Source organism: Butyrivibrio sp. AE2015 (assembly GCF_000420825.1).
In the GTDB taxonomy this organism is placed as follows: domain Bacteria; phylum Bacillota; class Clostridia; order Lachnospirales; family Lachnospiraceae; genus Butyrivibrio.
This window is the reverse complement of sequence record NZ_ATVR01000025.1, coordinates 1-13,562: the sequence shown is the minus strand read 5'-3', so window position 1 is coordinate 13,562 and position 13,562 is coordinate 1. Positions and strand designations below refer to the sequence as shown.

Sequence of the window (13,562 nt, the reverse complement as noted above, 5' to 3'; positions counted from 1 at the left end):
AAAAGCCAGATAAAAAATTAAGGAATTGTGGATATGCCAGTTAACGATATAAAAGCCGTGATATTTGATTTGGATGGTACGCTTACTGATACCGAGAAGTATTATCAGATAGCATGGCCAAAAGCTTTTGCACATTTTGGATATGAAGCCCCAAAGGATTTTGCACTTGAACTCAGGTCTCTTGGAAGACCTTTTGCTCCTAAGCGGTTTAAGGAAGTATTTGGAGAAGACTTTGATTATGCAAAGGTAAGAGAGTATAGAAAAGGCCTAGTTGAAGAACTCATAAAAGAGCAGGGGATTCCTCTAAAGCCCGGTGCCAAAGAGATATTGTCATGGCTTCGAGAACATGGAATTTTGACAGCCCTTGCCACAGCCAATGAATATCCAAGAGCAGAGCGATATCTTAAGAAAATCGACCTGTTTGACTACTTCGACAAGATAATCTGCGCCAACATGGTTGAGCTTGGAAAACCTGCTCCCGATATTTATGCCTATGCCTGTGACCAGCTTGGATTATCCCCAAAGGAGACCTTCGCAGTAGAAGACTCTCCAAATGGTGTAAACAGCGCATACTTCGCAGGCTGCAACGTCATCATGATCCCCGACCTGACAGAACCCGACGAAGAACTCCGTGGAAAACTATACGCAAGATTAGATCGACTTGTGGATATTAAGAGTTTTTGGAATAATTTATGAAATGAAAAAAGAAGGTTCAAAGACCTGTTCTGAATAACATGAAAGGTCTTTGGGCCTTCTTTTTGAGTTTCAATAAATTACCAAAAAATCTATCAGAGAGCCGGATGCACTTGCCCCATTTCCCCTGCTTTCTTGTTCACAATTTAGATTTTTTTCTCTGCTTCAAGGCTAGCACGAAGCTCTCCGCTATTGTAGCGCTCAATGATGTTGTTGATACGCTCTACAGGGTTAAGAAGATCACTTATTGATGCATCGTGGTTAAGTGTATCGATAAGGTATGCGATGTACTTGCTCATATCGCAGCTGATGTACCATTCACGAGAGAGAAGCTCAGGTGTCTGATAAACAAGGTTAGTAGTGAATACTCTGTCGATGATACCTTCTTCATAAGCTTTGTCGAAGATTTCCAAACCACTTGTAAATAATCCAAATGTTGAGAAAGCATAGATTCTTGCAGCCTTACGCTCTTTAAGAGCTCTTGCTACATCGAGCATGCTCTCACCTGATGAGATCATGTCGTCTACGATGATAACTGACTTGCCCTCAACGCTTGTTCCGAGGAACTCGTGTGAAACGATAGGGTTACGTCCGTTTACAACCTGTGTGTAGTCACGTCTCTTGTAGAACATTCCTACATCGAGGCCAAGTACACTGGCAAGATAAATAGCTCTTCCCATCCCGCCTTCATCAGGGCTTATTACCATCATGTGATCTGAATCGATCTTAAGATCCCAGACATTGCGAAGGAGCGCCTTAATAAACTGATATGTTGTACGAACGGTTTCAAAACCGTTAAGTGGAATAGCATTCTGAACTCTTGGATCATGTGCATCAAAGGTAATGATATTATCAACACCCATGTTCACAAGTTCCTGAAGAGCGATAGCGCAGTCAAGAGATTCTCTTGAGCTTCTCTTGTGCTGACGTGACTCGTAGAGGAATGGCATGATTACAGTGATTCTTCTTGCCTTGCCTCCAACGGCTGCAATGATTCTTTTAAGATCCTGATAGTGATCATCAGGAGACATATGATTTTCTTGCCCGAAAAGAGAATAGGTCTGTGAATAGTTACATACATCTACAAGAAGATAAAGGTCATCTCCACGAACTGAAGTCCTGATCACACCTTTTGCTTCACCGGTTCCAAACCTTGGTACCTCGGCTTCCAAGATATAAGAAGGACGCTCATAGCCTGTAAATGCAAGGCTACCCTTGTGTTCGTTCTCCCTTTCTGCTCTCCATTTTACGAGATAGTAATCGACTTTCTCTGCAAGGGACTGAACTCCCTTAAGTGGAATAATTCCTAGAGATCCAACAGGAATAGTCTCCAGATTACGTTTCTCTTCTCTTTTTGGCATTACTGAAAATCCTCGCTTTCTTTTCTTGCAATTTTCTTTATTTTTCTAATATCCTGACCTGAAAGTTTCAGGAGTCTGAAATTACTTGTTATCCTCGAAAAAATTCTATCAGAGTATGTATTTTGCAATTGTTCAAGAGAAAGATTTGTGGTAATGATCGTCGCTTTTTTTCTGTTGTCGCGTTCGTTGAGACAGGAGAAAAGCTCGGAAGCCACAAAACTATTTGTACGTTCAGTGCCCAGATCATCGATGATCAGTAACTCACAATTGTACAAATCCTCATAGATCCCCCTAAGTTCCCCCTTATTCTTGTAGTCAAATGAATTTTCAGCCAGTAGTTCAAATAACCCCGTTGAGCTGAAATATATCACCGAATGGCCTTTTTTCAGAAGTTCATTGGCAATACAAACCGAAAGGAAAGATTTGCCAGTACCCACTGTACCATAAATAAATAGATTTTGGTAGTCAGAACCAAAATTATTTATAAATTCTTCAGCAGCTTTTACTGCGCCATGAAATTTTTTAAGGTCTTCACCCTGGTAGTATTTATCTGTTAAAAGCCTGAAATTAGCGCTTTTTGTAAGCATTCTCAAGTTGGATTTATCATAGAGTGTTTCAATTATTTTCTGTTTGAAACAGTGGCATTTTTCATTGCCAATGTAACCAGTATCCTTACAGTCCTGACAGGTATAACCCATATCAAGATAATCTGAAGAAAAACCTGCTTCAGTTAAAAGAATTAGTTTTTGCCTTGCAAGTTCCTCGAGCTCGCGCTTAAGAACAGAGCGGTCAAGTCGCTCGCCTGAGAGAAGTCTTTTGCCGAAAGAAACGCTGGCAGAAGCTGTTTCGTCTTCAAGCTCTTTATAGCCTTCGACTGTTTCATAGACATATCGCTGTCTATCTTCCAGTTCCTGTCTGTGAAGAGCGCGTCTCTCTTCATATTCATGCATTATTTCATCGTACTGAGCATTAGTTAATGCCATGGTCTGTCCTCCAGTAACCTTTACACAATATAGCCCTGTACGTGTTTCAGGGAAGGCAAAAGCCGCCGCCGAACCAAAAGTACAGGGCTGATATTATCTGCAGTTCTTATCTGATTCCCCAATCAAGTAAGAGCTATGAGAGTTACAGTTTAGTGAGTTGCTAAAAAGTAACCTTAGTTGTCCAGAAGCTGTTTCTCGAGTTCGGCAAAATCATATGTATTCTGCTGGAACTGATTAAAACGGTTCTGGCTGCCGCTGGGGCGAATATATGATTCGTCAGAGCGGATTTTATTTGTGATGGATGATACGGAAGCCTTTGATTTCTTTTTCTTAAGATCAGCGGTAAAGTCTGCATCCAGTCTGGCAATGTCCTCCCTTGAACTAGCCTTCTTTTCATGCCAGCTGCGAAGAATGCTGTCGCAATACTTTAAGCGATTCTTCTGTGTCGCCATAACAGTGCGGTCACAGGCTTCCATAATAATATCCATCGAAAATCCCAACTCCCCAAGCCAAGAACTGATGAAGTTTCCTTCCTTCTCAGTAGGACTGTTTTCCATACCCAGGGCCTTCATGATTCCCAAAATATTAGGGTCATGTTTGTAAATTTCCGCGTGAGCCTGTTTTGGCGTTTTGATGCCTTCCTGATTCCAGTTGATAGCCACCTTTTCTACGTATCTGAAATCAGCTTTATGATTATCGACGCAATACTGCATCAGATAGTCCAACAGATCATCAGAGAAATTAAGCTCATCATGAATATAATAAAGTGTTAATGCTTCAGTAGATGTGAGAGGTCTTCCGAAATACTGTTCTGCAAGGAATACGATTCCTGCGCCTTCCTCTTCTTTGAAAGCGCGAAGCTGAGCGGCAGAGTATTTAGGCTTTGCCGGAGCTTTTTTAACTTCCTTGACGACGTGCTCGTGCTCCTCAGCAGTTACTTCATGGATAGGAGGAACAGATCTTAGAACAGTGTCACTCTTTCTTCTTCCGAAGTTGGCAGGAGAAACAATATCCTCCATGTGGATTCCGGTAAGATTTCCTGCACCGTCATATTCTAGTGTGATAAGCTCTTTCTTTTCCCAGTATTTAAGTGCTCGAATTACGTCTTTTTCAGTATGATTGAATTTATCTGCAAGTGCCGAAACGCTGGTGGGCAGATTGGCACTCATCATACGCAGAAGAAAGAGGTAGATCTTAATCTGCGCATCATTCGCGTCCTGCATGTATTCGTCAATGAAAACATTGGAAACATTCGTTGAATCCTCCCCCAAATTATGACTGATTGTTACTCGCCCCATCATATACTATTTCACCTCAAGTTTAGTTACGAAGTTCAAAGATGCATTCTTAAAAATTTGGTGCTCTCTTTCGAACAATTCAAATCTTAACACACAAATTTCTGAAATGATATGGTTAAAAGTAACGAAGAAATCCAGCATTGGCGCGCTTTTCCCAAATTTAATAAATTGTGTGGACAATGTGGATAATGTGGATTATTTTATTAAAAAAATATAAAACAGCCAATCCATCAGTAAAGAATGGAGTGGCTGTTTTCCACTAGAAAATGTTTATTATTTTTTTAGAAAAAAAGTGGATATGTGGATAAGTATTATTTACCAAGTAGTTCGTCGCCTATTTTAACAACATCACCGGCACCCATGGTTATCAACAAATCTCCTTTAGTGCAATTTTGCAAAAGGAACTTTTCAATCTCACTAAAGTTTTCAAAAGTTGGTAAATACATACATTCGTGGCCAAGTTCTTTTATCTTATCGCACAGTGTTCGTGAGCTTATACCGAGGTTATCAGTCTCTCTTGCGGCGTAAATATCAGCAAGAACAACGTGGTCTGCCAGGGAAAGAGCGTCAGCAAACTCATTTAAAAGAGCCTTTGTTCTGGTATATGTATGTGGCTGGAATACGCACCATATCTTTTTATGTGGATAGTTCTGGGCAGCAGTAAGAGTTGCCTTGATCTCTGTAGGGTGATGTGCATAATCATCAATGATTGTGATGCCGTGCACTTCGCCTTTATACTCGAATCTTCTGCTTGTTCCGCCAAAGAGAGAAAGGGCTGTAGTAACATGAGCAGGGTCAACACTTAATATAGAAGAAACAGCTATAGCAGCAAGGGCGTTATAAACGTTGTGAACGCCAGGAACCGCAAGCTTTATATCAAGTACTAAGCCTCCTTTTAAGTGAGCTTTGAAAGAAGCATTGCCGTGATCATCATAAGTAATATCAGTTGGATAATAGTCAAAAGCATCTGTGGAACCGTAGGTTACAATTGAGCACTTAAGACCATCAGTGATATATGAAACATTATCAATATCGCCGTTGATAACAAGAGTTCCGTCTTCAGGTAAGAGTTCAGCGAACTTTTTAAAAGAATGTCTGATATCATCAAGATCCTTGAAAAAGTCCAAATGGTCAGCATCTATATTAGTAATGATACTGATCTTAGGGAAGAAACTTAAAAAGCTATTTGTATATTCACATGCCTCTGTAACAAAATATTCTGATTTACCAACACGGATGTTTCCACCGATGTCCTTAAATACACCGCCGATTGAAAGAGTAGGGTCGGTGTCTGCCTCCAAAAGGATTTTGGAAAGCATTGATGTTGTAGTTGTTTTTCCGTGAGTTCCTGCAACTGCAACAGGAAGATCATAGTGAGTCATGATCTGGCCAAGGAGCTCAGCTCTTGTGAGCATCGGAATGCCAGCCTCTTTTGCTGCCATAAATTCCGGGTTGTCAGGATGAACAGCAGCTGTGTAAACAACTACATCGATAGGTGAGCTGTTTGCGATGTTTTCAGCCTTCTGACCATACACAATGTTTGCGCCCTGGCTGGCGAGCTTTTCTGTCATTTCAGATTTTTTGTTGTCTGAACCTGAAACCTTAAAGCCCCTTTCTATTAATATATGGGCAAGGCCACTCATAGATATTCCACCGATACCCATGAAGTAAACATGTGCCGGTTTATCAAAATTAATTTTGTACATAAAATCCTCGATTCATGAATCTATTTTTCGCATCATATAACGCAATATATTCTAGCACTAATTTTATCAAAGTCAAAAAATGGAGACGTAATCGTTTAAGTTAAACCATATCTTAATAAAAGAGATTAATTGAGTGTTTTTAGTTTTTTTTTATGATATACTCATTAATAGAAAAAAGCGGTTTTCTGTGGCATGTCATTCGACATGTCTGGTGTATCAAAGTCACGTTCTTGTGACTACAAAATGCAACGAGGTGGAACATGATAAAGAAAGAAATGATCGCCATGCTGCTGGCAGGGGGCCAGGGCAGCAGATTGGGAGTGTTAACTGCCAAGATGGCAAAGCCTGCAGTTTCATTTGGGGGAAAGTACAGAATCATCGATTTCCCACTTAGTAACTGCATCAATTCTGGAGTGGACACTGTGGGAGTTCTTACACAGTATCGTCCCCTAAGACTTAATTCTCACATTGGTATAGGTATCCCGTGGGATCTTGACCGTAATTTTGGTGGAGTAACGGTTCTTCCGCCATACGAAAAGAGCTCTAACAGTGAATGGTATACCGGTACAGCCAATGCTATTTACCAAAACCTTGAATATATGGAAAATTATAATCCTGATTATGTACTGATCCTCTCGGGTGACCATATATATAAGATGGATTATGAAACTATGCTTGATTTCCATAAAGCAAGTCATGCGGATGCTACAATCGCAGTTATGCCTGTTCCTATGGAAGAGGCCAGCAGATTCGGTATTATGATAACCGATGAAAATAAGAAGATTGTAGATTTCGAGGAGAAACCTGAGCATCCACGCAGCAATCTTGCTTCTATGGGTATCTATATTTTCTCATGGAAAGCTTTAAAAGAGGCACTTATAGCTAATAAGGATCAGGCAGGCCTTGACTTTGGTAAGCATATTATTCCTTATTGTAAGGAAAAAGGCCAGGCTCTTTATGCTTACGAGTTTGATGGATATTGGAAGGATGTAGGAACACTTACATCTTACTGGCAGGCTAACATGGAGCTTATCGATATAGTTCCTGAGTTTAACCTGTATGAAGAATATTGGAAGATCTACACAGCCAGCGACGTTCAGCCGCCTCAGTACCTTGGATCAGATAGCGCAATTGAACGCAGTATCGTAGGTGAGGGCTGTGAGATATATGGTAAGGTCTATAATTCAGTTATCGGACCAGGCGTTAAGATAGGAAAAGATACAGTTGTAAGCCACTCTATCATTATGAATGAAACTGAGATCGGTGAAGGCTGTACTATTGAAAAAGGTATCATTGCCGAGAAGGTTAAGATTGGCAATAACGTCAAGATGGGAGCCTTCGAGGAAAAAGAAAATGAGACAAAGCCAAGCATATACTGTGAAGGTCTCTGCACTGTCGGCGAGAAATCTGTTATTCCAAACGATGTAACAATCGGTAAGAACATCATGATTTCCGGTATTACTACTGCTGAAGATTATCCAAACGGAATACTTGAAAGCGGCAGAACATTAGATAAGGCAGGTGATTGACATGAGAGCGATTGGCATTATTTTAGCAGGTGGTAGCAGTAGCAGAATGCAGGAGCTCTCCAAGAAAAGAGCGGTCTGCGCTATGCCTGTAGCAGGATTTTACAGAAGTATCGATTTTGCACTGAGTAATATGACAAACTCTCATATTCAGACAGTTGCAGTATTTACGCAGTACAATGCAGGAAGTCTTAATTCACACTTAAGTTCTTCAAAGTGGTGGGATTTCGGACGTAAGCAGGGAGGTCTTTATGTATTTACTCCTGCTGTTAAGGCATCCGGAAACCTCTGGTACAGAGGAACAGCTGATGCGATCGCACAGAACCTTGATTTCTTAAGGAGCTGCCACGAGCCATACGTTATCATCACTTCCGGTGACTGCGTTTATAAGATGGATTATGCAAAGCTTCTTGAATACCACATTCAGAAACAGGCAGATATCACAGTAGTATGTAAGGACATGCCTGCTGACATTGATACTGAGAGATTCGGAACCATCAGAATGAATGAGGAGAGCCGAATCGAAGAGTTCGAGGAAAAACCTGTAGTATCAAGGTCCAATACCATTTCATGTGGTATTTATGTAATAAGAAGACGTCAGCTCATCGAGCTTATTGAAAGAGCTGAAGAGGAAGAGAGATACGATTTCGTTAGAGATATTCTTGTAAGATACAAGGATATGAAACGAATCTATGGATACAAGATAAAAGAGTATTGGAACAACATCGCTTCTGTTGAGGATTATTACAGAACAAACATGGATTTCCTCAAACCGGAAGTCAGACAGTACTTCTTCCGTGAGTATCCGGGTATCTACACAAAGGTAGTTGATCTTCCACCTGCAAAATACAACGTGGGAGTTAACGTTAAAAACAGCCTGATATCCAGTGGATGTATCATCAATGGTGCAATAGAAGATTCCGTTATTTTTAAGGGGGCATTTGTCGGAAACAACTGTTACATCAAGAACTCAATCATCCTCAATGACGTTTACATCGGCGACAATTCTCATATTGAGAACTGCATCGTTGAAAGTCATGGAACAATTCAGGCAAATTCTTACTACAAAGAAGAAAACGGCATAAAGATTGTAGTTGAGAATAATGAGAGATACGTATTGTAATTTTTTACTTTATTAACTGTTATGACCGAGAGGGGGTACATGATGAAAATCACAGACGTAAGAGTTAGAAAAGTCACAAAGCAGGGAAAAATGCGTGCAGTAGTATCAGTTACTTTTGACAATGAATTTGTAGTTCATGATATAAAGGTAATTGAAGGTGAAAGAGGACTGTTCATCGCGATGCCAAGCAAGAAGTCAACTGACGGCGAGTATCGTGATATCGCTCATCCGATCAATTCTGACACACGTAAGATCTTACAGGATACAATTCTCGATGCTTACGACAAGGCAGCAGTAGAAGAAACGGCAGATGGAGAAGTTACAGAATAATCCATATCTACTTGCTTAAATTAACAAAATAATGGTATAGTGGAAACAATTAAATGGGGCTTAAGGTACATTATGTACTAAGCCCCATTTATTTCGGTGTGTAAAAGGGGATAATAAGCGTGTTGGGGATTTTTAAGAGATTATTTGGTAAAAAAGAAGAGGAAACAGGAAGAATGTTTGTAATAGCGGGACTTGGTAACCCTGAAAAGAAATACTTTGGAACAAGACATAACGTGGGCTTTGCAACAATAGATGCCCTTTCAGATAAATATGGAATAGAGCTTACTGAGACTAAGTTTAAGGCGGCTTTTGGAAAAGGAAGAATTGGTAATGAGAGAGTTATTCTCGTAAAGCCTCTTACCTACATGAACCTTAGTGGTGAAGCCATCAGACCCATCTGCGATTATTTTAAGGTGGATACAAAGGAAGAGCTTATAGTCATATCCGATGACGTGGAGCTGGATGCAGGAAACATAAGAGTAAGACCAAAGGGCAGCGCCGGCGGACATAACGGACTAAAGAGCATAATCGCCCAGCTTGGACACAGTGAATTTAACCGTGTCCGTGTGGGAGTGGGTAAAAAACCTAAAGAATACGATATGGTTGACTGGGTACTTGGCCACTTTGAGGGCGAGGACCAGGTCTCTATAAAAGAAGGAATAGATTTAGCAGCATCTGCAGTTGTTGAGATAATGGAAAATGGCGTCGACAGCGCCATGAACAAGTTTAATGGTAAAAAATAAATGAGAGCGATCACAACTCCTTTACATGAGTTAACTGAATTTGAAGAAATTAATAAGTACCTTGAGAAGCCTTTTGCCTGCGCAGAAGTTACAGGCTGCGTGGATTCTCAAAAGCTCCATTTCATCGACAGTCTTGGGGCAGATTTTAAGTATAAGATCATCGTGACTTATTCTGACCTTCGGGCAAAAGAGATCTATGAGGATTACAAGTTTTACGACAAGAACGTCACTGTGTATCCGGCAAAAGACCTTATCTTTTACCAGGCTGATGTTCACAGTAATGAGATTGTAAGACAGAGAATAAGATGCATGAGAAGGCTTATTGAGGGAAGACCTGTGACAGTGGTCACCACCTTCTCTGCCCTTATGGCGCCTCAGATAAAGCCTGAGATCATTAAGGAAAACATCCTTTCAATCGATAGACATAAGCCTGTTGATGAGACAGAGATCACCAAAAAGCTGGTAGCCATGGGCTATATCAGAAACTACCAGGTTGAGGGTCCGGGCGAATTCTCTGTTCGTGGTGATATTGTGGATGTCTTTGACCTGACTGAGGATAACCCCTACAGAATTGAGCTGTGGGGGGACGAGATACAGTCTATCAGAAGCTTTGATATTCTTTCTCAGAGATCACTTGAAAAGCTTGAATCAATCGAGATTTATCCTGCATCTGAGATCATCCTTGATGAAGATAAGCTTCAGGAAGGAATGGAAAGGATCCAGGAAGAAACTGACAGATGCGTTGAGGTACTGCGCTCAGAGTTTAAGACCAAAGAGGCACATCAGCTTAAGACTCAGACTGAGGAACTTAGGGAGCAGCTCTTTGAGCTAAAGACATCAGTTAACCTTGAGAGTTATATCAGATATTTTTATGAGGATACGGTAACCATTCAGGAAATGTTCCCCAAGGGAAAGAGCTGTATCTTTATCGATGAGCCCGGAAGAGTGGCAGAGCACGCCATGGCAGTTGAGACTGAATTTAGAGAGAGCATGACCCACAGAGCAGAAAAGGGATATGTTCTTCCGGGACAGATGGATCTTTTGTATGGGACTGATAACTGCGTCAGCAGAATGGCGAACGGCAGAAGAGTTATCATTTCTTCGTTACCTATCCCCAAGAGCCAGAATATCTTTTCACCGGAAAAGAGCTGGGATATAAAGGCAAGAAGTGTAGCGCCCTACAACAACAGCTTTGAGTCTCTTGTAAAAGACCTGAAGTCTTACGTGAAGCAGGGCTACAGAGTGCTTATTCTCTCAGGTTCCAGAACCAGGGCAAAAAGAATTGTTGATGACCTGAGGGATAATCTTGTCAGCGCTTTTTATAGCGAAGATCCTGGAAGAGTACTAAAGCCCGGTGAGATCATGACTTACTACGGCAGGATACTAAAGGGCTTTGAGTATCCTGATATTAAGTTTGCAGTAATTGCTGAGTCAGACATTTTTACCGAGCATACCAAGAAGAGAAAAAAGAAAAAGAGCACCTATAAGGGGGAGAAGATATCTGACTTTGCAGATCTTAAGATCGGTGATTACGTAGTTCATGAAGATCACGGTCTTGGTATCTACAGAGGTATTGAGAAAATTGAGACAGACCATGTGGTAAAGGATTACATTAAAGTCGAATATGGAGATGGTGGAAATCTCTACATTCTTGCGACAGGTCTTTCTGTTATTCAGAAATATGCTTCCGGCGGCGACGACAGCGAGCACACCCATAAGCCCAAGCTCAATAAGCTTGGAAGCGGCGACTGGAGCCACACTAAGGCGAAGGTCAAGGCAGCAGTTGAGGAAGTGGCTCAGGACCTTGTGGAGCTTTATGCAAAACGCCAGCAGGCCGTTGGATATCAGTTTGGAAAAGACACTGTGTGGCAGCAGGAGTTTGAGGATGCTTTCCCTTATCAGGAGACAGATGATCAGCTTACGGCCATAGAGGATACAAAGAGGGATATGGAGTCCACCAAGACCATGGACAGACTGGTCTGTGGAGATGTTGGCTTTGGAAAAACAGAGATCGCCATAAGGGCGGCCTTTAAGGCAGTTCAGGATGGCAAGCAGGTTGCAGTTCTTGTTCCTACGACTATCCTCGCTCAGCAGCATTACAATACATTTTCAGAAAGAATGCGTGATTTTCCTGTAAGAGTGGACCTTATGTCCAGATTCAGGACTGCAGCAGAGCAAAAGAAAACCGTTCAGGACCTGCAAAAGGGACTTGTAGATATTGTCATAGGAACCCACAGACTTTTGTCAAAAGATGTGAAGTACAAGGATTTGGGACTGCTTATTGTGGATGAGGAGCAACGTTTTGGCGTTACCCACAAAGAAAAGCTAAAGACACTAAAAGAGAATATTGATGTTCTAACTTTGTCAGCGACACCTATTCCTCGTACCCTTCATATGTCACTTGTGGGTATCAGAGAGATGAGTGTCCTTGAGGAAGCTCCTAACGACAGAATGCCGATTCAGACTTATGTTATGGAGTACAATGACGAGCTTGTACGAGAGGCCATTGTCCGTGAACTTTCCAGGAATGGTCAGGTTTACTATGTTTACAACAGAGTAAATACCATTGCTGATATGGCGGCCCAAATACAAAAGCTTGTACCGGAGGCCAATGTTGCTTTTGCCCATGGACAGATGAAAGAGTCTGAACTTGAAAGGATCATGTACGACTTTATTGATGGAACCATCGATGTGCTTGTTTCAACAACTATCATTGAGACGGGACTTGATATCTCAAATGTTAATACAATGATAATCCACGACTCTGATAAGATGGGACTTTCGCAGCTCTATCAGCTCAGGGGAAGAGTTGGACGTTCCAACAGGACAGCTTATGCGTTCCTTATGTATAAGAGAGATAAGATGCTAAAAGAAGTAGCTGAAAAGCGACTTTCCGCCATCAGAGAGTTCACTGATCTTGGAAGTGGATTCAAGATTGCCATGCGTGACCTTGAGATCAGAGGAGCTGGAAGCCTTCTTGGAAGAAAGCAGTCAGGCCACATGCAGGCAGTAGGATATGACCTGTATTGCAAGATGCTTGGAGAAGCAGTCAGGATCAAGAAAGGCGACAGCACCGACGATGAGCTTCTTAATGCTATCAACACCAGCATAGACCTTGATGTGGACGCATTCATTCCTAATGAATACATCTTAAATGAGGAGCAAAAGCTCGAAATATACAAGAGAATAGCAACATTGGAAAACCAGCAGGAATGCGATGATATGAGAGATGAGCTCATAGACAGATTTGGAGAAGTGCCTCAGGCAGCAGATAACCTTCTCAGGATATCTCTTTTGCGCTCAAAGGCCCATTCACTCTACATTCCTGAGATCAAAGGCGGTGGCGGAACGATTGAATTTAAGATTAATCCAAGCGCCAAGATTGATGCCGGAAAGATACCGGGCTTCATAGCTTCCTACAAAGGAAATATGGCTTTCCACAGCGCAGGAATACCGGTATTTGTCTACAAGTACCAGAAAGACGGCAATCCAACCAAGGCCGGACAAAAACTTCTCGAAGATGCCGAGGAGATTGTGGAAAAGATGAGAGCACTCGTCAGGGAATAACAAAATAACAAGAAGCTATACTTTCTTGCGAGTGGCATTAAATCCGAAAGTACCCATACCTTTGGATAGATCTCGGAGTATTCGCAAAGACACAGTAAATATAAAATAATGCGCCTTGTTTTCTTTCATGCTTATTCAAAACAGAAAACAAGGCTTTTATTTTATATTAACTGTCTCTATTGCTCATACTAAATCGCTCTATCCAAAGTTATGGGCACTTGTGGATTTATGG

Annotated in this window: 10 protein-coding genes; 6 read left to right on the top strand and 4 right to left on the bottom strand. The window is 41.4% G+C overall.

The window, feature by feature from the left end; all coding sequences use genetic code 11:
- The first annotated feature begins 33 nt into the window (after window positions 1-33).
- Window positions 34-696 (top strand): HAD family hydrolase, encoded by a 663-nt coding sequence (locus G585_RS0111795; protein ID WP_022775229.1) that lies wholly within the window; start codon window positions 34-36, stop codon window positions 694-696.
- 143 nt (window positions 697-839) lie between these two features.
- Here G585_RS0111795 and G585_RS0111790 read toward each other — a convergent pair whose 3' ends face one another.
- The 4 genes from G585_RS0111790 to murC form a co-directional block, all read right to left on the bottom strand.
- The gene (locus tag G585_RS0111790; RefSeq protein WP_022775227.1) at window positions 840-2,054 is read right to left on the bottom strand and encodes a ribose-phosphate pyrophosphokinase; all 1,215 of its coding nucleotides are present in this window, start codon (window positions 2,052-2,054) and stop codon (window positions 840-842) included.
- Complete coding sequence (locus G585_RS0111785) at window positions 2,054-3,037, bottom strand: ATP-binding protein (protein ID WP_022775226.1); 984 nt, start codon at window positions 3,035-3,037, stop codon at window positions 2,054-2,056. The genes G585_RS0111790 and G585_RS0111785 overlap by 1 nt, the downstream gene beginning before the upstream one ends.
- Window positions 3,038-3,210: 173 nt before the next feature.
- Window positions 3,211-4,338, bottom strand: coding sequence for a DnaD domain protein (locus G585_RS0111780; protein ID WP_022775225.1), 1,128 nt, complete (start codon window positions 4,336-4,338; stop codon window positions 3,211-3,213).
- 308 nt (window positions 4,339-4,646) lie between these two features.
- Window positions 4,647-6,041 (bottom strand): UDP-N-acetylmuramate--L-alanine ligase, encoded by a 1,395-nt coding sequence (gene murC, locus G585_RS0111775; protein WP_022775223.1) that lies wholly within the window; start codon window positions 6,039-6,041, stop codon window positions 4,647-4,649.
- A 260-nt stretch (window positions 6,042-6,301) separates the two neighbouring features.
- On the opposite strand from murC, the gene G585_RS0111770 reads away from it, so the two are divergent.
- From G585_RS0111770 to mfd, 5 genes are all read left to right on the top strand, one after another.
- Complete coding sequence (locus G585_RS0111770; RefSeq protein WP_022775222.1) at window positions 6,302-7,570, top strand: glucose-1-phosphate adenylyltransferase; 1,269 nt, start codon at window positions 6,302-6,304, stop codon at window positions 7,568-7,570.
- 1 nt (window position 7,571) lies between these two features.
- On the top strand, window positions 7,572-8,690 hold the full coding sequence (gene glgD, locus G585_RS0111765; protein ID WP_022775221.1) for a glucose-1-phosphate adenylyltransferase subunit GlgD: 1,119 nt from the start codon (window positions 7,572-7,574) through the stop codon (window positions 8,688-8,690).
- 42 nt (window positions 8,691-8,732) lie between these two features.
- Window positions 8,733-9,020: a septation regulator SpoVG gene (gene spoVG, locus G585_RS0111760; RefSeq protein WP_022775219.1), complete on the top strand. Its 288-nt coding sequence runs from the start codon at window positions 8,733-8,735 to the stop codon at window positions 9,018-9,020.
- Between the two features lie 119 nt (window positions 9,021-9,139).
- Window positions 9,140-9,763, top strand: a complete 624-nt coding sequence (gene pth / locus G585_RS0111755) for an aminoacyl-tRNA hydrolase (RefSeq protein ID WP_022775218.1) — start codon at window positions 9,140-9,142, stop codon at window positions 9,761-9,763.
- Entirely contained in the window at window positions 9,764-13,330 is a 3,567-nt protein-coding gene (mfd, locus tag G585_RS0111750) for a transcription-repair coupling factor (RefSeq protein ID WP_022775217.1), read from the top strand.
- Window positions 13,331-13,562: the final 232 nt, after the last annotated feature.

What these genes read in the sequence shown, in the direction of transcription:
- G585_RS0111795 (WP_022775229.1), top strand. Translation starts at nt 34, where the DNA reads ATGCCAGTTAACGATATAAAAGCCGTGATATTTGATTTGGATGGTACG.
- G585_RS0111790 (WP_022775227.1), bottom strand. Translation starts at nt 2,054, where the DNA reads ATGCCAAAAAGAGAAGAGAAACGTAATCTGGAGACTATTCCTGTTGGA.
- G585_RS0111785 (WP_022775226.1), bottom strand. Translation starts at nt 3,037, where the DNA reads ATGGCATTAACTAATGCTCAGTACGATGAAATAATGCATGAATATGAA.
- G585_RS0111780 (WP_022775225.1), bottom strand. Translation starts at nt 4,338, where the DNA reads ATGATGGGGCGAGTAACAATCAGTCATAATTTGGGGGAGGATTCAACG.
- murC (WP_022775223.1), bottom strand. Translation starts at nt 6,041, where the DNA reads ATGTACAAAATTAATTTTGATAAACCGGCACATGTTTACTTCATGGGT.
- G585_RS0111770 (WP_022775222.1), top strand. Translation starts at nt 6,302, where the DNA reads ATGATAAAGAAAGAAATGATCGCCATGCTGCTGGCAGGGGGCCAGGGC.
- glgD (WP_022775221.1), top strand. Translation starts at nt 7,572, where the DNA reads ATGAGAGCGATTGGCATTATTTTAGCAGGTGGTAGCAGTAGCAGAATG.
- spoVG (WP_022775219.1), top strand. Translation starts at nt 8,733, where the DNA reads ATGAAAATCACAGACGTAAGAGTTAGAAAAGTCACAAAGCAGGGAAAA.
- mfd (WP_022775217.1), top strand. Translation starts at nt 9,764, where the DNA reads ATGAGAGCGATCACAACTCCTTTACATGAGTTAACTGAATTTGAAGAA.